Source organism: Corynebacterium sp. ED61 (assembly GCF_015233855.1).
Lineage (GTDB): Bacteria > Actinomycetota > Actinomycetes > Mycobacteriales > Mycobacteriaceae > Corynebacterium > Corynebacterium dentalis.
In genome coordinates, this window is sequence record NZ_JADGIT010000011.1 from 14,399 (window position 1) to 35,524 (window position 21,126).

The following is a 21,126-nucleotide window of genomic DNA, read 5'->3' on the forward strand; positions in this document are numbered from 1 at the left end:
AGGTATTTGTCTAGGTTAGCAGCCGTATCGGACGACTATTCACAGCTTGAGGGTTTTCCACACCGTGCTGGGAAAACCCATTCTGCTTCCCACTACGGGAAAGCGATGCGGGATGTGATCCGTGGAAGATAACCCCATGACGTTCTTCGATGACACTTCATCCAACACCACCACCGACCCCGATATTCCGCACCACCCGATTCTTATCGGATCCGATCCCGGAGCAATCTTCGCCGCACTTCCCTCCATGATGGGCTTCGTCCCAGATCGTTCACTGATCATCGTGGGAATCATCCCAGAGGCTCCACATTCCACACGCTTCCGAGTAGGACCTGTGGTGCGTGCAGATCTCGCCGAAGAATCTATTGACGATGCCGTGCGCGCAATGGATCACGCTCTTTGTGACATGGAGGACGTTCGTGCGTTGCTGTACTGCGTGCACCCGCACCGAGACGTGGCGGAAGAGTACTCAGAGTGTGCCGACCGGATCCTCGACGATCGAGACATGCGGGTACTCGGATCCTGGTGGGCAACAGCGATTGAAACTGGGGCTACGTGGATCGACCTAGAGTCCGAGGAAACTGGTGAGATTGCACCTCTGACGGACAACCCCATGCATTCGCACAGTGCAGTACATGGAGCCAAGGTGTTTTCGAGCCGAGCCGAGCTCGATCACTGGTTGGATCCTACGACGAACATCCAGCCCCTCTACGCACGGACGTTTGTGGACTCCGGGGAATCAGAAAAAGAATCTCTAGCCATTGTGCGCGATGCCATCACCGTTATGGAGTCCATTACCGAGATTGTTCGCGGTGAAGCTGCCCTGGAACAGGCCTGTACCCGCCGCAAGGTACTGCTGGCAATCGCAGCGTTATCTCGTGACGAGCGCCTGCATCCACTGCTGGTGACGTTGAGCGTGGGGGACCGGGCGCCCATTGTGCGAGAACTGCTGGCGGAAACGGCGCGCAAGACGCGCACTCAAGTCAGGCGTAGAATCCTGGCGCTTTTGTCCACGGTGCTGGCCGGCAACGGGGAAGGCATGCCAGCGTTCCACACGTTGCAGCGCTGTGGGGAAGAACTGCGCAGGCCAAGCAGGGCGGGGGAGATCGATGCACTGACCACGCTCATGCGTGGCCATCTATGGCAGGGCCACATGGAAGGCAAGAGCAAAGCCCAGATGATCCGGGTTGCCGAACATGGAGTATTTTGGGCCATCAACTGGGGCTTGCCGGACGAAGCGGAAACGACTGAACGCTTGCGTCGAGAATTCACACAGCACTACGCGACGTTCCTCAACTGTTTGGAACAGGCCGTCGACTGGGACGCGTTTAGTGCTTGCGTGCCGAGTGTGCCTGATCTCCCAGATTCTGCGTGAAGGCCCACGCATCAGAGACGATGGTGTGCAGATCAGAGCGAGATGGTTGCCAGCCCAACTCAGCGATGGCCTTCGCGCTAGAGGCGATGAGGGTGGCTGGGTCGCCCGCACGGCGAGGAGCCTCCACTGCAGGGATGGGGTGCCCGGTGACTTCGCGGCACGTGTCTACAACTTGCTTGACGCTGAATCCGTCTCCGCTGCCCAGGTTGAAGATTCTGTGGACACCGGGAGTGTTGGAGGTTGCGGCCAAGATATGGGCATCCGCGAGGTCCCGGATGTGGATGTAGTCGCGCACTGCAGTGCCATCTTCGGTGGGCCAATCCGTACCGAACATGGAAATGTGCTCGCGATGCCCCAAGACAACCTGCAAAACAAGGGGGATGAGGTGGGTTTCCACCTCGCGATTTTCCCCCACCGAACCGTATGCGCCAGCGACATTGAAGTAGCGCAAGCTGGTGGCGCCCAGCCCATAGGCAGCGGCGTAGCTGGTGATGATGCTATCGATCGTCAACTTTGATGCGCCGTAGGGATTCGTGGGCTGGGTGGGCATGTCCTCGGTGATGGGAACTTGCTCCGGCTCGCCGTAGCAGGCGGCCGTAGAGGAAAAGACGAGGTTGTTCACTCCATGTCCGCGCATGGAATCCAGCAGTTCCAGGGTGGTGACCACGTTGTGGTGCCAATACTCGGCAGGCTTTTCCACGGATTCGCCCACCAGGGAACGAGCCGCAAAGTGGAAAACGGCGGAGATATCTGAATTACCGAGAACCTCTTCAGCCACATCCCGGATATCGCCCTCTACGAACGTTGCCTCCGCGGGAATAGCGGACCGGTTACCCGTGGACAGATCGTCAACCACGGTCACTCGATAACCCAATTCCACCAAGACAGTGGCACAGACGCTGCCCACATAACCTGCGGCTCCAGTCACGAGGACGTGGCTGCCGGGAGCAAGTGAAGTGGAATTGGGAAGCGCAGTCATGGGAGTGAAATTAGCTTTCTAGGCGAAGACAGATGGCATGGCACAGCTCATCTGGGATGAGCATTTCGCCCTCGGGGCTGCCGATAGTGAGGCCGTCATCGCTGTATCGAACGTTCACGGTGGAACCCGGAGTGATGGACAAAGCGCTGAGCTTAGCCATGATCTTGTGCTCCACCTGCACGATCTCATTGAAGTTCAGGATAACCGCGGAGATGGGTTCAGTGGATTCAATTTCTGAGGCGCGGATGAAATCACCTTCCACCTCAGGAGCGATCTTGACGCGCAGCTCATCGGCCTCTGGCTCATCCTCCAACAGAGAATTCAAGCCGGGGATGCGGTTGCCAAATGGGGAAGTGCTGACGCTGTCCAAGACGGTAACCAGACGGCGCTCCACCTCATCGCTCATAACGTGCTCCCAGCGGCAGGCTTCATCGTGAACCTTTTCCCACGGAAGACCAATAACATCAGTCAAAAGACGTTCAGCCAAGCGGTGTTTGCGCATCACGGCGGTGGCGTGATCGCGACCCTCCGCGCTCAGCTTCAGTGAACGGTCGCGAGAGATGGTCAACAATCCATCACGTTCCATACGCGCAACTGTTTGGCTCACGGTGGGGCCGGACTGCTCGAGCCTTTCGGCGATGCGAGCGCGCAGCGGAGGAATTCCCTCTTCCTCCAGTTCGTAGATGGTTCGGAGATACATTTCGGTTGTATCGACGAGATCCCTCAACGTATAGGCCCTTTCTCGAAGCAAAATCTTAAAGTGCTGGGTCTTCCCAGCCTAAGCACGAAGGCATGACTCACACTAACGTTACACGGCAGCATTCGGCGTGGAACGCATGGATCTGCTCCGAACGCGGTACTAGACAGCGTATTCGCGGAGCTTTTCCGCGCGGTCACCATCACGGAGCTTGGCCATGACTTCGCGTTCTATCTGACGCACACGCTCGCGGGACAGCCCGAAACGGCGGCCGATCTGATCCAACGTGCGCGGCATGCCATCGTCTAGGCCATAACGCAGCTTGATGACATCTTGTTCCCGCTCCTCCAACGTGCCCAATACTGCGCGGACATCGGAGTGGCGAAGGGACGCGACAACAGCTGCCTCGGCATCCGTGGCATCCGAATCCTCGATGAAATCACCCAAAGGGGCTTCCTCATCGGATCCCACAGGCATATCCAAGCTCACTGGATCGCGAGACTGCTTGAGCAACATCTCGATCTTGGACTCCTCGATGCCGGACTCCTCAGACAGCTCTTCGTTGGTGGCCTCTCGACCCAGCTGCTGGTACATCTCGCGCTTGATACGGGACAGCTTATTGACCTGCTCCACCAAGTGAACCGGGAGGCGAATAGTGCGAGACTGGTCAGCCATGCCACGGGTAATCGCCTGGCGAATCCACCACGTGGCATAGGTGGAGAACTTAAAGCCCTTGCTGTAATCGAACTTTTCCATCGCGCGGATCAAGCCCAGGTTGCCCTCTTGGATTAAGTCCAACAGCGGCATGCCACGTCCGGTGTAGCGCTTGGCCAAGGAGACCACGAGACGCAGATTGGCCTCGAGGAGGTGAGTACGAGCAGCCTTGCCTTCGCGAGCCAAGATCTTCAGGTCACGCTTACGTGCACGCGTCAGTTGTTCGCCACTGTTCAAAATGTGGCTGGCGTACAGACCGACCTCGATGCGCTTGGAGAGTTCCACCTCATCCTCTGCGGTGAGCAGAGCGGTTTTGCCGATGCCGTTCAGATAGACGCGCACCAGGTCAGCGGAAGGGTTCTCATTGTTTCCGCGACGGCGGCCTTTGTCTTCGACCTTGTCCTGGGGCTTGTCATCCTCGGCGGTATTCTGATCAGCCTCCTTGAGGGTGTCGACGTTGTCCTCGTCAAACATGGATTCACTCATAAGCGCGAAAACCTCCTAGGGGCTTGGGGTGGAGACAATCACTGGGCAGGCTGTTCTGCTCAATGTGTTCCTGATCTCTCTGATGATCTACCTCTTCAACGCTTTGCGCACTGCAATAGTTCCATTGCCCCTAGAAGGCCCTTGATCTCAACCCTTTTTAGGGGTGCAATCACATCTGTCCGCCTCATTTTTCAATGATGACTGTATAAGGGCCTTCGTTGACACTGCGAACCCGCATCATCGCGCCGAAGCGACCCGTTTCCACATGCAGATCTCTCCCGCGTAGATAGTCCACAATCTTGTCGATGATTGGTTCTGCTTCCTCGCCGGGCGCCGCTTGAGCCCACGATGGCCGCCGGCCCTTGGCAGTCGCACCCATCAACGTAAATTGACTCACTACCAGCACAGATGCCCCGATGTCTGTGGCGCTGTAGTCTCGGCTGCCATCCCAGCCTTCGTCTGGGTGGGAGAATAGCCGCAGCTCGGCAATTTTGCGAGCAATCGTCTCCCACGCCTCCGGGGAATCTTCTCGGCCAACGCCCACCAGCGCCAACAGAGCAGGTCCCTCGACCGCACCGACTGTTTCACCCGCCACCGTGACAGCGGCTTCACTGACCGTGCTTACTACTGCCTTCACACACCCTCCTTCGAGTAGTGATTTTCTTCCTCCGACTCATCCCATAGTTCCGCGGGGATCAGCATTCCGTGGCGTACCAGGTCCACAGCCAGAGGAGCCAGTGCGGCGCAAAACTCCATGTCATCCACGTCATTGACAGCGCAGTACAGCTCGGCCACGTCGCGAAGAGGCAGCGCTCGAGGGTGCACACCCGCTAATACGGTGATGAGTGGTTCATCCACTTCATGAGACCAGCGTGGGCCGTCAGTACGCGTAAGGCGCGAGACCTCTGGCAGGAAACCGAGAGAAGTGGTGGCGTCGGATCCAGGGAGACTCACCCGCTCCAAAGCCACCGTGGGGCGCAATGCGAAATGGGCATCCAAGATCGCCTCGGGACCGCGGCCACTGATCCCGGCTAGCCATTCGGAACGAGCGAAGAACTCACCTACCTCCGCACCCAAAAACGTTCCTGGTGACAGAGCGTGATCGAGGGGCTCCACGGTTAATTCGGTGGGCGCGTCATCCTCGATGCGCTGCAGGTGAATGAAGCCCAGTCCCACTTCCACCACATCGTGCTCGGCGAAGTAGTCCATCCATCGTTGCGTGCGCGCTCGACCGGCCTCGTGCCGCGGATCGATCGATTCATCTTCCAGCCATGTGGTCACATACGTCGCAGGATCAACGGTTTCTCGTTGCAAAACCCACGCGCGAATGCCCTTCTCCGGTAGCCAAGAAACAACGCGTTGCGCGGCAGTTTCTGCGTTCCGCAGCGCCCATGCTGCCAGGATGTGCGCGGTACCTGAGTCCGTGAGAAATCCTGGCGCGCTCTCCACCACGTGTTGGGTGGCACCATCCAGCGGGAGCCCGGAATCGCGATAGACGTGCTCCACGTCCGGCGGTCCCACCACGAACGGCGGGTTGGCCACGAGGTAATCGAATTTCTCTTCCGCAACCGGTGCAAACCAGTCGCCGTGTTTCCAGGTCACGGTGCTTTTTGTTTTCGACGCCAACCGCTGGCCATTCACCTGGGCATAAGCCAGAGCCCGCAATGAGATATCGGTGCCCACCACGGTGACATCCGTGGCTGACGATGCGAGGACCAAGCTCAGGACTCCGGAGCCACATCCGAGATCGAGAACCCGCGAGCCGTCGGCAATCGGTGGGATGGAACCCAACAAAGAAATGGGAGCGTTGCCCACACCAGGCACATGATCGGGGCCAGGCATGTGATCCCACAGTGATGCATCGGGATCGGAGGCGATGAGCACATCCTCCACGCCGTGGCTGGCAACCGTAATCGGGCGAATGTCCACGTTCGAAATCCAGGTGTCAGCGCCGTGGGGAACGAAGACGTGATCTGCAATCAGCTTTTCTATCAGTTTGGTGCCCACGCACTGATCCAATGCGGCCATCGAAATAGGCCGACGGAGGTAAAACGTACGCACCAACTGGCGAGCATGATCTGTGGCCGTGGAACGCTGGACGTGCCACTCTGCAGCTTGAGGGGCGCCCGTTGCCGCTGCTGTGACTCCTGTTTCGCCTAGGACATCGTGAATCATTGCGCCGCCATATCCGGCGTGCTCGAGCAGTTCCAGCAAATCTTTGAGGGATTGGCCTGCGCGCGCAGCGGGAGCAGGTTCTGAGATCGGGGATAGATCCGAGGGGGTGTTGATGACGTCCTCTTTCAATTGCGGGGAGGGTTAATCCAGGTCGATGATATGCGGAGGCAATTCTCGGGGAGGAATGCTCTGCTGGCGAGGCGCCGATTCCCGGCTGCGAGCCAACGTTGCATCGGGATCTAGCTCTTGTTGTTCCTGGCCCAATTGACGCTGAGTCGCTTGCTCCAGTGCCACTGCCTGGCGTGCCTCGCGTGCCACCTGCGGCTTGTACACGCGTTGGCTGCGTCGATCCACATCGCCTTTTTCGTTGGCGAGAAGAACCGCGATCCACGGCAAGGGGAGACTGATCGTGGCTACGGAGGCGGAAATCCACAAGTTATTGGTCCACCACATCAGCAGGCCAGCGAGCCCCAGCAGCGGAATACGGGCAAGCTGCAAACTGGCGTAAATTTTTCGCCGATTATTCCAGTCCTGCAACGGTGACTTGCGTGCACTGGTGATCAAAGTGACGGCTTTGGAACCGTGCCGACCGCCCGAGCCGTGTGCCCGACGAGGCGTGTCGTGTCCCTTACCTGCAACCATGCTTCCACGGTAGTACGCGGCTGGAAAATGCGGAACGGGAGGGGCAATATGGAGCATTGTGAGTAACCCGAGCACGACAACAATTGAACGCCCCGAAGAGGTCACCGAAGACCAGCGGCAGGACGATACGCCCAAGTTCTTCCACTACGTGAAGAAGAACCAGATCGTAGAGTCTGCCGTGGAAGGCAAGTTTGTGGTGGCGCTATGCGGTGAAACGTTCCCCGTCACCAAGCAGGCCAAGCCAGGTTCCCCTGTGTGTCCTGACTGCGAGCAGATCTACCAAGGCCTGCGCAAGAAGTGAACGGACTTCGCGCGTGGCAGCGGGAAGCACTAGAGCAATACGTCGAGCGTTCTCCTAAGGACTATCTCGCTGTCGCTACCCCGGGAGCGGGCAAGACCACCTACGCACTGACGGTTGCCCGGCTGTTATTGGACACTCGTGTGGTGCAGCGCGTGGTTATCGTCGTACCCACGGACCACCTGAAAACGCAGTGGGCACAGGCCGCGGCTGCTCGTGGCATTGCTATCGATGCCAGTTTCACTAACAGCTCCGCGGTCAATAGCTCCTATGACGGCGTGGCCGTGACGTACGCCCAGGTGGGGATGAAGCCCACCAAGCACTACCAAGTGGCAACCGCACAGAAGTCTCTGGTGATCTTGGATGAGATCCACCACGCCGGCGACGCGAAGAGCTGGGGCGATGGCGTGCGCTTGGCCTACGCACACGCTGAGCGGAGGTTGGCTCTAACCGGTACTCCGTTTCGTTCCGACGATTCGCAGATCCCGTTTGTTCGCTATGTCGAAGTGCCTGGCACGGGCGGCGCGCTGGAATCGGCAGCGGACTACACCTATGGATATTCCGAAGCGTTGCGCGACGGAGTAGTCCGTCCCGTGGTGTTCCTGGCGTATTCCGGGCAGGCACGCTGGCGCGATAGCGCCGGCGAAGAGTACGAGGCGCGCCTCGGCGAGGTCCTGACTCCGGAGCAGAATGCTCGCGCCTGGCGCACGGCTCTTGACCCCCGTGGCGACTGGATTCCCTCCGTATTGCAGGCCGCCCACACACGTCTATTGCAGCTGCGTGAGACCACCCCAGATGCCGGCGGGCTAGTCATCGCCACGGATAAGCTATCCGCGCGCGCCTATGCCACCATTTTGAACCGCATCAGCTCCACACCAGTGACCGTGGTGCTCTCTGACGAAGCCGGAGCTTCGCAGCGCATCAAGGATTTCTCCGCCTCCTCAGACGAATGGATGGTGGCAGTGCGCATGGTCTCCGAGGGCGTGGACGTGCCCCGATTGGCCGTCGGCGTGTACGCCACCAGCGCCTCCACTCCGCTGTTCTTCGCGCAGGCTATCGGCCGTTTCGTGCGTTCTCGCCGCCCGGGAGAGTCCGCCAGCGTGTTCTTGCCAAGTGTTCCGGTATTGCTGGATCTGGCGTCGAAAATTGAGAGACAGCGCAACCACGTGCTGGGGCAACCAGACCGACTAAAAGAAGGTTGGGACGATGAAGCCCTCGCGGAGGCGAACAAACAAAAAGACGAGCCGGGCGAAGAACGTACGTACGAATCGATCGGCGCGGACGCAGAACTGGAATCGCTCATCTACGACGGCTCCACCTACGGCACCCGGGTGGAGGGCTACGAGGAAGAGCAAGAGTACCTCGGGTTGCCGGGTCTGTTGGACGCGGAGCAGATGCGGACGTTGTTGCAGCGACGCCAAGCCGTGCAAATTGAAGCACGTGCCGAAGCGGAAAGAGAGAAGAAGGCCGCGGCGGCGCAAGAGGGCACGGAGCTGCACGCCGTACATGAGCGCATCGCCAGCGAGGAGTTGCCAGCGCTGCGCAAGGAGCTGAACGCGTTGGTGAACATGACCTCCGCGCGCACGGGACGACCACACGGGGCGATCCACAACGACGTACGGAAGAACTGTGGCGGGCCTCCCACGGCACTGTGCTCGGCGCAGCAGCTCAAGGACCGTATCGCGTACTTGCGTGAATGGTGAATGGGCGCTGAACCTGCGATAATTTCCCACTATGGCTAGAAATAGGGATTATTCAGATCTGGACAGCGCACCCCGAAAGGTGACGACGCAAGACGTCGTCGTGGGGCCGCGGCCAATATCCAAACTGTCGTTGGCAGCGCTGCTCATTGGCATTCTCACCATTCCCGCGGCAATCCTCCCCATTTTTGGAATCCCCGTGGCGATGGTCGGCATCGTTGTGGGCATCGTCGCCGTGATCCGTGCCTACCGCAACCAGACACAGCGCTCTTACGCGATCGCTGGACTGTTGCTGGCAATTCTGGCGATGGGCCTGGCAATCTTCTTCACCACGGTCAGCTTCCAAGCTCTGGAAGGCTGCGAGGATCTGCGGGGCGAAGAGTTCACGCAGTGCGTGCGCGATAACCAGTAACTAGCTTGTCGAGCTAGTCCAGGTAGTCGCGCAGCACCTGAGAGCGGGATGGGTGGCGCAGCTTGGACATCGTCTTCGATTCGATCTGGCGGATGCGCTCGCGCGTGACTCCGTAGACCTGACCGATTTCGTCTAAAGTGCGCGGCATGCCGTCGGTGAGGCCGAAGCGCAGCTTGACCACGCCGGCTTCGCGCTCGGACAAGGTGTGCAGCACGTCCTGCAGCTGGTCCTGCAGCAGGGTGAAGGACACAGCATCCACGGCCACGACAGCCTCGGAATCCTCGATGAAGTCTCCCAGCTGGGAGTCGCCTTCATCGCCGATGGTCTGGTCCAAGGAGATCGGTTCACGTGCGTACTGCTGGATCTCCAGAACCTTATCCACGGAGATGTCCATCTCCTTGGCTAGCTCCTCTGGGGTTGGTTCGCGACCCAGATCCTGCAGCAATTCGCGCTGAATGCGGCCCAGCTTGTTGATGACCTCCACCATGTGTACGGGAATGCGGATGGTGCGGGCTTGGTCAGCCATGGCGCGGGTGATGGCCTGGCGGATCCACCACGTTGCGTAGGTGGAGAACTTGTAGCCCTTGACGTAATCGAACTTCTCCACGGCGCGAATCAAGCCGAGGTTGCCTTCCTGGATCAAGTCCAAGAACGCCATACCGCGTCCGGTGTAGCGCTTAGCCAGGGAGACAACGAGGCGCAGGTTGGCCTCCAACAGGTGGTTCTTGGCCTTGCGGCCGTCGCGCTCGATCTCGCGGAGATCGCGGCGGTTCATAGGGGAGAGCTTCTCGCCGGATTCCTTGATCTCCTGCAAACGATAAGCGGAGTACAGACCTGCCTCGATGCGCTTGGCCAAGGAAACTTCTTGCTCTGCGTTCAGCAGCGCGACCTTACCGATCTGCTTGAGGTAGGCACGCACGGAGTCTGCAGAGGCGGTGAGCTCCGCGTCCTTGCGAGCCTGGCGCAGGGCGGCGGACTCGTCCTCGTCCCAGACGAAGTTTCCAACTTCTTCCTCGTCCTTATCGTCCGTGGCTGCTTCGGCGGTCTCTTCTTCAGCGTCGTCTTCGAGGTCGTCGCCCAGACCGTCATCTTCCAAGTCTTCGTCTTCGAGGTCGTCGTCGATCTCCTCTACGAAGTCGGAATCGATTTCCGCCTCCGGCTCGGCAAGGCCGTCCTTGTTAGGAGTTTCGACGATCGGCTCTGCAGCTGTATCCACCACTGCCTCTGCAGCGGTGGTGTCTGCCTCAGGTGCCGTATCTTCGGCTGCCGTTGCCTTCTTCGTGGCAGCCTTGCGCGTGGTCTTTTTCGCAGCATTCTTCTTGGCGGCCGTCTTTTTTGCCGCAGTTTTCTTTGCTGCGGTCTTTTTCGCGGTGGCCTTCTTCGCAGCAGTCTTTTTCGTCGACGCGGTGGTGGCGGTTGAACCTTCGGTGGCGGGCGAGGTGGAGGCCTCGGACTCCGTCGTTGCGGGCGTTTCCTTAGTGGAAGCAGCCTTGCTCGTTGCGGTGACTTTGCGTGGCGTGGATGCCTTCTTGGTCACTTTACGAGCAGTCTTCTTGGCCGTCTTTTTGGCGACCTTGCGCACAGCTGCATTCTCGTTGGTTTCACCGCTGGTGGTCGAGTCGTTCGCTGCCACAGAAGCCCTTTCACTCGTTTTTCGCGTCTCTTGCTTTCATCGCCACACTCGCTATGGTGTGGCCAGCAAGATCAGCCTGTCATTCGCGGTACGCGCTGGTTGTTCTAGCGGTAACCTCTTAGAACTCAACCCCCGAGCGCCCTATCTGTTGACAAGGGTTCGGACGTTGGAACGGTCTTAGCCGCGCGATCAACCGCCCATTATAACCAAATAACTGGCGGAGAGTCGTAAAGGCACTCCGCGTGCGTAGTCCGCGTGTTACCCCTGCTCTTGGGAAGCGATTCAGTAAGGCTTTTAGGGCATGGTGTTTTCTATAACGGCCAAAGCGGCTCCCACTATTCCCGCCTCATTGCGGAGCTGGGCCGGAACCACGTCTTGTTCCACTGTCAGCAGTGGCACCCACGCGTCTGCGTCGCGCGAAATCCCGCCACCGACAATGAACGTTTGTGGATTAAACAGGTCTGAGTACGCGTGCATCACTTCGTCCACGCGCGCAGCCCATTGTGCATAGCTGAGCTGCTCGGCCTCCTTGACTTTGGAACTGGCGTAGCGCTCTGCCGTGGTGGTCTTGAAGGGCAGGTGACCCAATTCAGTGTTGGGGTAGAGCTCGCCATCGATGAGCAGTGCAGAGCCGATGCCCGTGCCGAATGTGAGCATCATCGCAGCTCCCGTCCGTGCAGTGGGGTCTCCGTAGCGAACCTCGGCGAGGCCGGCGGCATCGGCATCGTTGAGCACGGCGATGTCTCGTGAGCCGAGATGTCGGCGGAATAATTCTTGGACTTCTGTGCCGATCCACGCGGGATCAATGTTGGCTGCACTCAACGCGATTTGATTGCGCACCACGGATGGAACGGTAATGCCAACCGGACCGTCCCATCCTGCGTCTTCTACGAGTTTCCGCACTACCTCTGCCACGGCGTCCGGTGTGGATGGGCGAGGCGTGGCGATCTTCTTGCGCTCCGTGACCTGTTGTCCGGTGGTGACATCGACTACAGCCCCCTTGACCCCGGAGCCACCAATGTCCACACCGAAGGCCAGCATGCTGTGCTTTCCTACAGGGTGTTCGGGTGCGTGGGTTTCTGCGGTCTGCGTTCCAGTTTCCGGGTTCTGGTTCATACTTCGAGATGCTACAAGAACCGCCGGGCGTGCACTCTGCTACGCATTCCTAGCGGGAGATGGGATTGGGCACGTTGTATGCATCACCTCTCCGCGCTGTCTGTATGCACAATGGAAGCATGACTTCTACTTCCGTAACTCCAGAATCAATCCCATTGTTCCACCGCACCCAGATTCTGGATGTCGCCTCTACTGAGGACGTGCCAACAGGTTTTACGGCCTGGAGCGAGGCAGCGGGTGGGCTTTCCGCGGAGGATCTACGAGACATTGCAGTGCAGGTAGCGATCAGCGCTGCCGGATTGGTGAGAAGCAAGCGAGAACAGTCGCGGGACGATGCCGGGCATGTTGCCGCCTATGGCCTGAAGAGCTCCGTGGTGGATCCGGTCACGGAGGTGGATCAGGCCTCCGAGGAGTTGATTCGTGGCGAGCTTGCGAAGTCCGTTCCCGGTTCTCGTGTGTTGGGCGAAGAGGGTGGCACGGCAGGTACGGACGAGGAATCCGCGGCCTCCGAACTGCTGTGGGTTGTCGATCCCATCGATGGCACCGTCAATTTCATCTACGGCCTGCCCGCGTATTCGGTCTCGATCGCAGCCACTATCGATGGCGTCCCAGTCGCAGCCGCAGTAGCCGATGTTGCAGGTGAGGTGGTTTATTCTGCGTCTAGCGGTGGGTCTTCTATGGAGCATTCTTTTTCCGACGCCAACTCCGGCCGAACCGGCAAGATACTGAGTGTCCACACCGAGCAAAGCCAGCTGAGTCTGGAGACCACATTGGTGGCCACCGGGTTCTCATATCTTTCGGAGCGCCGTAAGGCCCAAGCTCAGCTGTTGGTTGAGCTGCTTCCGAAGGTGCGGGATATTCGTCGCATTGGCTCAGCGGCGCTGGATTTGTGCCATGTGGCTGCGGGGCGAGTGGATGCGTATTACGAACACGGGCTGGGACCGTGGGATCATGCAGCGGGCGCGCTGATTGCGGCGCGTGCGGGGGCAATTGTGCGGATGCCACTTTTAGATGTGGTTTCAAACGATGGTCTGCAGGTCAGTGCAGGAAATCCTCAAGTGTTCCGAGCCTTCGAAGAAGCGGTGGTAACGGGCGCAGCGGGGGGAGTGTTGGCGCCCGTAGCAACCCCTTAGGTTTGTCGAAGATGACATTCAGCCACGCACTGGTTTAGTATCCGCCACGACGCACCTGATTTTCCTTAGGAGGAAAGCGTGGCTACTGACTACGACGCACCCCGTCGTCGCGCTGAAGACGATATCGAGACCGACTCTCTCGAAGGCCTCAAGGCCGCTGAAAAGGCCGAGACCGTAGTGGACGATACTGACGATGGCGAGATCATTGAACCATTCGACGTTCCCATGGCAGATCTATCGGGAGAAGAACTTTCCGGAACCGTGACCCCGAAGCAGAGTGACGAGTTCACGTGCGGAGAGTGTTTCTTGGTACAGCACCGCTCTCGCATTGCAGAAGAGCGAGACGGCAGTTACATCTGCGTGGACTGCGCCTAGCAACCCTCTAGGCAGCCGCATCGTAAACGCGGTGGGAAGCCCGGCCTAGTAGATGGGGCGGCCAAGGGCTTCCAGCAGTTCTTGAGGTTCCTTACTGCTGATAAGCCAGTAGGGGGTGGGATCATCCGGATCTTCGAGAACGAGCATGGCCATGGTAGGAATCCATGACTTATTCAACACATAGGCAGCTGGGTCTAACTGTCGACCCATAGCCGCCTGTTTCGCGGTGGGGGGAATCACCAACGTGCGGCTGACCACATCTGCGGGCAGCTTCGCCGCACCTGCATAGAGCCACACCTCTCCGGAGGGCTCACGTGTTACCACGATCTTCGTGGAAGATAGGGAAATCATTGACCAAATGACAGCTGCGGAGACAATTACTCCGGCGGCGATGCCCCAGTACCACTCGCGCTGCATCTGCGCCTGCCAAGACAAAAGTCCCACCATGAGCGCGCCGAGCAGCCACCATGACAGCGGGACGCGCTGAGATTCCGAGTACAGAATTTCAGACTGCTGTGCCCGTTGCGGCTCAGTCTTTGGCACGGGTGCTCCTTGAGAAGATTGTGAAACTAAAAACGTGGCTACCAGCAGGGTTAATCGAGAAACCTTGAGGGCAGTCCAATGAAAACTATTTCTAGTCTAGCCAACTACCCCTGCTGAAAAGCCAACTGCCTGCCAGCGGCTTGTAAAGTAGGGCACCATGGAACAGCGTCATCCCGCACCTCTCAAACTTGTTCGCTTGGATAAGTCATTACCGCTTCCCACTCGAGCCCACCCCACTGATGCGGGCATCGACCTCTATGCGGCAACTGATTGCACTATCGAACCTGGAGCTCGCCAACTGGTGGGCACCGGAATCGCTATTGGCCTTAACCCGGGCACAGTGGGGCTAATCCACCCGCGGAGCGGAATGGCACTCAAGCACGGCCTGTCCATCGTCAACGCCCCGGGAACTATCGACGAGGACTACCGTGGCGAGGTCAAGGTGTGCTTGATCAACTTGGACCCTGAACAGGACATCGTCATCAGCCGCGGAGATCGCATCGCGCAGCTGGTGCTGCAAGAGGTTCTGCTGAGCCCAGTTGAGGAAGTCGAGAGCGTGGACAAGCTCGGCCACACACAGCGCGGAGTTGGAGGATACGGCTCAACCGGCCAGTAGTGGCAAACGCGTATAGAGCGACTGCGGACGCTCGCGGCGTCGAGAAAAATAACGAACAACACACCAAGGAACCAGAAACAATGGCACTTTTCGGCAACAACGACCAACCCAATGAAGAAACCACCACAGCCACCCCAGATTTCGGCCCTTATGACGCGGATACGGTGAATTTCTCGGACCTCGATTTCTCGGACTTCGCCAAGGGAGGCTTGGATTTGGGATCGATGATGATTCCCGTGCCTCACGAGGGTGAAGTGCAGGTGGAAATGGGAGCCAACGGCCCGCAGATGGTGCACGTACTCACACCAGCTGGCCGCCTGACTCCCGTGGCATTTGCCGCACCGAAACAGGGCAGCCTGTGGGAAGAAAGCCTGCCCGAGGTCGTGCAAGGCATGACCAACGACGGTCTCACCGTCTCCCAGGTAGAGGGGCCATGGGGCGAGGAAATCGTGGCCACTGCTGGCGATGGAACCATGCGCGTCATCGGCGCCACGGGTGACCGATGGATGCTGCGGATGACCGCCGCTGGCCCCACGGACAAGGCCGAGGAATTGGCACGTTTTGCGCGGGAAGTGATGGCGCGGGCATTTGTGCGTCGTGGAAACGATCCCATTCCCGCAGGCAACGTGCTTCCCGTAACAATCCCGCAAGCGATGGCCGAGGAGCTGCAGAAGCAAATCCAGGAACACAACCTCGCTCAGGCCCGCAATGCAGCACAGAACCCGGATGCCACCCAGAACCCAGACGCTGGCGAGTAGAAGTACAGAGGACTCGTGAATTCTGAACAACACGCGAACGATCCACGCACGCACCAGTTAGACCAAAACGGCGAGCGCGAAGAGGACACCCGGGAACCAGAACCCGTGGTGGACGCGGACAAGCCGCAAACCCTGCTGGAGCAAATGGGTGGATTCACCGGACTCGTGGCGACCACGCTGCCGGTGCTGGTCCTAGTGCCCGTCAACAGTGCGTATGGATTGCAACCTGCCTTGCTGGCTGCGCTGGCTGTGGCCGTGGTTGTTTTGCTGTGGCGGCTGGCGCGCAAGGAGAGCCTGCAACCAGCTATTTCCGGTTTCATCGGTGTGGCTTTTTGCGCAGCGATCGCCTGGTTTATGGGCGATGCCAAGGGCTACTTTGTCTACGGCATTTGGTATTCGCTGATTCTCGGCATCGCTCTTGTGGTGTCCATTGTGGTGCGGTGGCCTCTGGTGGGCGTGATTTGGCGTGGCATCAACGGCGAGGATCAGCGATGGCGCACAAACCGAGAAGCCGTGCGTGGATACAGCATCGCCACCGCAGCGTGGGCGGTGCTCTTCTTGGCCCGTTTCGCCGTCCAGCAGTGGCTCTATCAGCAGGATTCCACCGAGGCGCTGGGCTACACCCGCATCGCCATGGGATGGCCGCTGACCATCCTCGCCGTACTGGTCACCGTATGGGCAGTACGTAAGGCAAATCGGGCCGAAGAAGGCTCACAAGAAGGCCCTGAAGTTACTCGCTATGAACAATTTTCCGACCAACCTTAAGTCAGGACACACTATTTCCAATTCACAGCCAGCAGGTTCAACCCACACCGATTCCACCGGTGATAGGGAAGAGGTCACCGTCAACCTTGCTAACCCGGCACACGGCGGAAGTGTTATCGCCCGAGTAGATGGCCAGGTTGTCTTTGTCACTGGAGGACTGCCAGGCGAATCCGATGTGCGTGTAGTGCTGGATCCAGCCAGCGCATCCAAAAGCAAGCGCAGCTTTCGCACCGGATCCGCGGTATCAGTGGGGCAGCCCTCGCCACACCGCATTGAAGGACAGTGTCCCGCAGCCGCCGCAGGCGCGGGCTGCTGTGACCTCGATTTCGTGGACTCCGAGGGTTCCATCGATTTCAAGCGCGAGGTGGTGACAGATCAGCTTCGGCGCATCGGGCGTATCGAACTGTCTGATGATCGAGTGGACACCCATGTTCTGCAACCCACTCTGGGATGGCGTACGCGAGTCCGGCTTGGAGTCAATGAGAATGGCAGGGCAGGACTGCGGAAAAAGGATAGCCACGAGATCGTCGAAATCTCTGTTGCCACGTGCGCACAGTGGGCGCCTGGACTAGTCGAGGGCCTTTCCGAGCACGAGTTCACCCCGAATGCAGAAGTTTCAGTGGCACTGGGCGATGACGGCACACGCAGTTTTGTGGAACTGACCGGATCGCGGAACCAGCCACACCGCGAGGTGGTTTTAGGCGATCCCACGATTGTTCACCAGGTGGGCGATGTGGCGTGGTCACTTCCCGCAGACGCGTTTTGGCAAGGGCATCACGCCGCTCCAGAGTTCTATAGCTCGTGGATCCAGAAGCACGTGCCTGCAGGAGAAGGCGTGGCGTGGGATTTGTACGGCGGAGCCGGGGTGTTCGCAGTGGCGCTGGCTGATCGCGTGGACGCAGTGGACAGCGTTGACGTCGGATCTGAAAGCACCGACGCCGGAAAGGCAGCGATGACACTGGCCAACATCGACAACGTGCGGTTCGTCAGCGGCGACGTTGCCCGCCAACTGGATGCACTGCGATCCCACGAAGGCCTGCACGCGGTGGTTCTCGACCCGCCGCGCACCGGTGCGGGCAAGAACGTGGTGCGCCGCATCGCGCAGTCTCGCCCACAACACGTAGTGCACGTGGGGTGCGACCCTGCCACCGCAGCGCGAGACCTCGCGGAATGGGTAGCCAACGGATATCAGATCGACGCTCTGACCGTGGTGGATGCCTTTCCTCTGACGCACCACGTAGAGATGCTGGTGGCGCTGAGCCGAGTTTAAGTCTGAGATTTGGAACGAACTTCCCAGACAGCACTAGACTGAACGGATAACCTTGTCGCTTCAAGCACTTGTCGCGATACAGTCGAAACAGATGCCTGTTATAGGCACAGAGAGCGCACCCCTTGCTCTCAACGTGAGCCGCTAGCGATGGATGACCACCATCTCCAGCAGGCGCGCACAGCAGATACAACGGATGGAGAAGAGCCGGACCGCATGGGTATCCTCGAGACAATTTCCTCACCAGCTGATCTCAAGCCGCTCAACGATGAGCAGCTCGACAAGCTCGCCGGCGAGATTCGACAGTTCTTGATCGAGAAGGTCTCCGCCACGGGTGGTCACTTGGGGCCCAACCTCGGAGTAGTGGAACTGACTTTGGCTATGCACCGGGTTTTCGATTCACCCACTGATCCGTTGATCTTCGATACCGGCCACCAGTCCTACGTGCACAAGATCGTGACGGGACGCCGTGAGCTGTTCGATACGCTGCGCCAGCGCGACGGCTTGTCCGGCTACCCAGAGCGCGCGGAATCCCCGCACGACTGGACAGAATCTTCGCACGCTTCTGCCTCGCTCTCCTACGCGGATGGCCTGGCCAAGGCCTTTGAACTGAGTGGTCAGGTGCATCGGCATGTCGTCGCCCTCGTAGGAGACGGTGCGCTCACCGGCGGTATGTGCTGGGAGGCGCTGAACAACATCGCCACCTCCAAGAAGCGCAGCGTGATCGCGGTGGTCAACGATAATGGCCGTTCCTATTCACCCACCATCGGCGGTTTCGCGGAGAACCTCGCGGCTCTGCGCCTGCAGCCTGTCTACGACAAGGTGATGGACTCTGGGAAATACGCCTTGGGCCACATGGGCTGGGTGGGTGACCGCATGTTCCAAGTCATTCACGGGCTTAAGGAGGGCGTGAAGCACACCGTCATCCCACACGAGATGTTCTCTGATCTGGGCATCAAGTACATCGGCCCGGTGGACGGTCACGACCTGCACCAGGTGGAAAACGCTCTGCGTTACGCCAAGGATTACGGCGGCCCGGTGATCGTCCACACTATGACGCAGAAGGGTAAGGGCTTCAAGCCCGCGGAAACTGACGAGGCCGACCAGATGCACGCCACCGGTGTCATCGACCCTGTGACTGGTGCGCCGCTGAAAACCTCCAAGCCGGGGTGGACCAAGGTGTTCTCCCGCCACTTGATCGAGGTGGCCAAGGACCGCGAGGACATTGTGGCTATCACGGCCGCGATGGCGGGTCCTACTGGTTTGGCAGAGTTCGCGGAGCACTACCCGCAGCGCACCTTTGACGTGGGCATTGCTGAGCAGCACGCGATGACCTCCGCCGCTGGTTTGGCGCTGGGTGGCATGCACCCGGTAGTGGCTGTGTACTCGACATTCCTGAACCGCGCGTTTGATCAGCTGCTGATGGATGTCGCATTGCTGAAGCTTGGTGTGACCGTGGTGCTGGATCGTGCGGGAATCACCGGCCCGGATGGCGCGTCCCACAACGGCATGTGGGATATGTCCCTGACCAGCATCGTTCCTGGTATTTCTGTGGCTGCCCCTCGCGATGGTGCGCAGTTGCAGAAGGCGCTGGACCGCAGCCTGGCCATCGACGATGCTCCCACCGTGGTCCGTTTCCCCAAGGGCAGCGTGCCGGCCGACGTGGAAGCGGTGCGTTCCGAGGAGGACTTCGATGTTCTCTTTGAGTCCGGCGCCAACCTCAACGACGATTCCGCCACATTCCGGGTGATCATCGTGAACTTTGGCAGCTTGTCCGCTCAGGCGCTCGCTGCCGCAAGCGCCCTCGCAGCTGATGGTGTGACCGCAAGCGTCATTGATCCGCACTGGGTGGTTCCAGTGCGCGAGTCGGTGGTGGATGCCCTGCGCGAGGCAGATTTGATTGTGACCGTGGAGGACAACGGTGTGCACGGCGGTGCGGGTGCCGTGCTTCAGACCGAGCTCAATGCGGCGGGCATGACCACTCCCGTGCGCAATATCGGTATTCCGCAGCAATTCCTGGCTCATGCCGAGCGCCCTGAGGTACTGGCTCAGTTGCGCCTGGACAATGAGGCAGTCACTGAGCGAGTCCGCGAGTGGGTGCAGTCGCTGCGCTAGCCAGTCAGTGCTTCAATCAGTACGGGCACGCTGCGGTTAAGGATTAACTCGCTCTGCCAGTCGCGGGCACCATTGGCTTTCAGAACGCTACCTAACTCGTTTTCCATCGCACCCACTGGATCATCTGCGTCACAACTATCCAGTTCCACGTGACTGACGGCCCACGCAGCCGGACGGATTTGTCGCATGACGGCGAGGGATTCCCGGGAGATCTCCAGTTCTTCTGCGAGCTGCTCCACCTGCTGTTCCAAGACCCTCAGTGCAGCAAAAGCATGGGGATAATCGTCTTCCCAATTCCGATGATCGGGATATCCTTGCGAACTTCGTGGAAGCGGGGCAGGAAGCTCAGCTTCACGCAGTGCCATGGCGTGACTGATGGCCTGCCGAGCAGGGGCAACCAGATCCTTGGCCATGCGCATGGTTCCCAAAGCCCGCTTTGCGGAGTGGGGATGCTTGGCCAGCGCGACGATATCTTTGCTGGACATGGTGCGCTCGAGGGGCCGATCGCGCTGCTGGGCAAAAGCGATCCGAGCTTCAGCCAGCCCCCGTGCTACCGCCACGCTGCGCGGGGTGCGGAGACTTTGAATCCCCTTCAGGTTCGTCCACGTAGGGACCTTCAAAGGCCGGGCCTTGCGCAGATCCGCGGCACAGTCCTGCACATACCAGTCGAGGCGGCCGCGCGCCTGCAGTAACGGCAGCACGATATCCAACAATTCGTGCAGTAGCTCCACGTCTAACGCCGCATACGTCAACAAATCCGTGGTTAAGGGGCGCGCAGACCAATTTTCGCGACCCTTATCTTTGTCGATCGTGACGTCGAGAAACTCTTCCAACATCGCGGCCAAACCAGGCTGACCCATGCCCAAAAGCCGGCCGGCAATCTGTGTGTCATGTAGCCGGGTGGGCCGCCATCCCAGCGTGGTCAATGCGGGCAGATCGGTATGCGCGGCGTGCAGGATCCACTCCGCGGAATTCATCACGCGCCCCAGTTGATCCATCGCCGCAGAGAAAGCAGACCCAGAGAAAGCAGAGGCAGAAACAGTAGAGCCGGAAGCACTGCCCGTGGGATCAATGAGCAGCGTACCCGTGCCAGGGCGTCGAAGCTGCACGAGGAAGGCACGCTCGTCGAACCGGAATGCGGACGCGCGCTCCGTATCCACCGCGATGGGACCGTGCCCGGCAGCTAATCGGCGGGCGCCGTCGGCAATTGCTTCTGCCGTGTCCAGCAGTGGAGGTAGGCCGTCTCTGGGCTCTGCAAGGTGCACGTCAAGACTTTCGCGGTGAGGCTGGCGTCGAGAAAAAGAACGAAACGAAAAACGAACCGAGG

At 59.4% G+C, this 21,126-nt stretch carries 21 protein-coding genes; 11 read left to right on the forward strand and 10 right to left on the reverse strand.

Features of this window, described 5'->3' with window-relative positions; all coding sequences use genetic code 11:
- Positions 1-121: 121 nt before the first annotated feature.
- Positions 122-1,375, forward strand: coding sequence for a DUF4192 domain-containing protein (locus IM764_RS09905; protein ID WP_194187720.1), 1,254 nt, complete (start codon positions 122-124; stop codon positions 1,373-1,375).
- Here IM764_RS09905 and galE read toward each other — a convergent pair.
- From galE to IM764_RS09935, 6 genes are all read right to left on the reverse strand, one after another.
- Positions 1,329-2,354, reverse strand: coding sequence for a UDP-glucose 4-epimerase GalE (gene galE / locus IM764_RS09910; protein ID WP_194187721.1), 1,026 nt, complete (start codon positions 2,352-2,354; stop codon positions 1,329-1,331). The genes IM764_RS09905 and galE overlap by 47 nt on opposite strands.
- A gap of 10 nt (positions 2,355-2,364) precedes the next feature.
- Positions 2,365-3,081, reverse strand: a complete 717-nt coding sequence (locus IM764_RS09915; protein WP_099298633.1) for a metal-dependent transcriptional regulator — start codon at positions 3,079-3,081, stop codon at positions 2,365-2,367.
- Between the two features lie 132 nt (positions 3,082-3,213).
- On the reverse strand, positions 3,214-4,251 hold the full coding sequence (locus tag IM764_RS09920) for a sigma-70 family RNA polymerase sigma factor (RefSeq protein ID WP_370551586.1): 1,038 nt from the start codon (positions 4,249-4,251) through the stop codon (positions 3,214-3,216).
- A 184-nt stretch (positions 4,252-4,435) separates the two neighbouring features.
- Positions 4,436-4,888, reverse strand: a complete 453-nt coding sequence (gene dtd, locus IM764_RS09925; RefSeq protein ID WP_194187722.1) for a D-aminoacyl-tRNA deacylase — start codon at positions 4,886-4,888, stop codon at positions 4,436-4,438.
- Complete coding sequence (locus IM764_RS09930) at positions 4,885-6,555, reverse strand: methyltransferase (protein WP_194187723.1); 1,671 nt, start codon at positions 6,553-6,555, stop codon at positions 4,885-4,887. Before IM764_RS09930 ends, dtd begins: the two co-directional genes overlap by 4 nt.
- 12 nt (positions 6,556-6,567) lie before the next feature.
- On the reverse strand, positions 6,568-7,068 hold the full coding sequence (locus IM764_RS09935; protein WP_159460961.1) for a DUF3099 domain-containing protein: 501 nt from the start codon (positions 7,066-7,068) through the stop codon (positions 6,568-6,570).
- Between the two features lie 58 nt (positions 7,069-7,126).
- Between IM764_RS09935 and IM764_RS09940 the strand changes: the two genes are divergently transcribed.
- From IM764_RS09940 to IM764_RS09950, 3 genes are read left to right on the forward strand one after another with little or no spacing between them, the layout of a single operon-like run.
- Positions 7,127-7,369, forward strand: a complete 243-nt coding sequence (locus tag IM764_RS09940) for a DUF3039 domain-containing protein (RefSeq protein WP_099298637.1) — start codon at positions 7,127-7,129, stop codon at positions 7,367-7,369.
- Positions 7,366-9,069: a DEAD/DEAH box helicase gene (locus tag IM764_RS09945; protein ID WP_194187724.1), complete on the forward strand. Its 1,704-nt coding sequence runs from the start codon at positions 7,366-7,368 to the stop codon at positions 9,067-9,069. Before IM764_RS09940 ends, IM764_RS09945 begins: the two co-directional genes overlap by 4 nt.
- A gap of 31 nt (positions 9,070-9,100) precedes the next feature.
- Positions 9,101-9,478 (forward strand): hypothetical protein, encoded by a 378-nt coding sequence (locus IM764_RS09950; RefSeq protein WP_099298639.1) that lies wholly within the window; start codon positions 9,101-9,103, stop codon positions 9,476-9,478.
- Between the two features lie 13 nt (positions 9,479-9,491).
- Here IM764_RS09950 and IM764_RS09955 read toward each other — a convergent pair whose 3' ends face one another.
- Complete coding sequence (locus IM764_RS09955) at positions 9,492-11,111, reverse strand: RNA polymerase sigma factor (RefSeq protein WP_194187725.1); 1,620 nt, start codon at positions 11,109-11,111, stop codon at positions 9,492-9,494.
- A gap of 294 nt (positions 11,112-11,405) precedes the next feature.
- Positions 11,406-12,152, reverse strand: a complete 747-nt coding sequence (gene ppgK, locus IM764_RS09960; RefSeq protein ID WP_194187728.1) for a polyphosphate--glucose phosphotransferase — start codon at positions 12,150-12,152, stop codon at positions 11,406-11,408.
- A gap of 194 nt (positions 12,153-12,346) precedes the next feature.
- Here ppgK and IM764_RS09965 point away from each other — a divergent pair, with 194 nt between their 5' ends.
- Positions 12,347-13,360: an inositol monophosphatase family protein gene (locus IM764_RS09965; protein ID WP_228073746.1), complete on the forward strand. Its 1,014-nt coding sequence runs from the start codon at positions 12,347-12,349 to the stop codon at positions 13,358-13,360.
- A 78-nt stretch (positions 13,361-13,438) separates the two neighbouring features.
- Positions 13,439-13,735, forward strand: a complete 297-nt coding sequence (locus IM764_RS09970) for a DUF4193 domain-containing protein (protein WP_099298643.1) — start codon at positions 13,439-13,441, stop codon at positions 13,733-13,735.
- A 45-nt stretch (positions 13,736-13,780) separates the two neighbouring features.
- Here the strand turns inward: IM764_RS09970 and IM764_RS09975 are convergent, their stop codons facing one another.
- Positions 13,781-14,278, reverse strand: a complete 498-nt coding sequence (locus IM764_RS09975; RefSeq protein ID WP_099298644.1) for a DUF3093 domain-containing protein — start codon at positions 14,276-14,278, stop codon at positions 13,781-13,783.
- A 157-nt stretch (positions 14,279-14,435) separates the two neighbouring features.
- Here IM764_RS09975 and dut point away from each other — a divergent pair, with 157 nt between their 5' ends.
- From dut to dxs, 5 genes are all read left to right on the forward strand, one after another.
- Entirely contained in the window at positions 14,436-14,894 is a 459-nt protein-coding gene (gene dut, locus IM764_RS09980) for a dUTP diphosphatase (protein WP_099298645.1), read from the forward strand.
- An 80-nt stretch (positions 14,895-14,974) separates the two neighbouring features.
- Complete coding sequence (locus tag IM764_RS09985) at positions 14,975-15,652, forward strand: DUF3710 domain-containing protein (protein WP_194187726.1); 678 nt, start codon at positions 14,975-14,977, stop codon at positions 15,650-15,652.
- Between the two features lie 144 nt (positions 15,653-15,796).
- Positions 15,797-16,417: a DUF3159 domain-containing protein gene (locus IM764_RS09990; RefSeq protein ID WP_194187729.1), complete on the forward strand. Its 621-nt coding sequence runs from the start codon at positions 15,797-15,799 to the stop codon at positions 16,415-16,417.
- Positions 16,392-17,687 carry a class I SAM-dependent RNA methyltransferase gene (locus tag IM764_RS09995; protein ID WP_099298647.1) on the forward strand — a complete coding sequence of 432 codons (1,296 nt, stop codon included), beginning with the start codon at positions 16,392-16,394 and terminating at the stop codon, positions 17,685-17,687. Before IM764_RS09990 ends, IM764_RS09995 begins: the two co-directional genes overlap by 26 nt.
- Before the next feature lie 213 nt (positions 17,688-17,900).
- The gene (dxs, locus tag IM764_RS10000) at positions 17,901-19,799 is read left to right on the forward strand and encodes a 1-deoxy-D-xylulose-5-phosphate synthase (protein ID WP_099298830.1); all 1,899 of its coding nucleotides are present in this window, start codon (positions 17,901-17,903) and stop codon (positions 19,797-19,799) included.
- Here dxs and IM764_RS10005 read toward each other — a convergent pair.
- Positions 19,796-21,064 (reverse strand): ribonuclease D, encoded by a 1,269-nt coding sequence (locus tag IM764_RS10005; RefSeq protein ID WP_099298648.1) that lies wholly within the window; start codon positions 21,062-21,064, stop codon positions 19,796-19,798. The two genes, dxs and IM764_RS10005, sit on opposite strands and share 4 nt — an antisense overlap.
- Between the last annotated feature and the right edge of the window lie 62 nt (positions 21,065-21,126).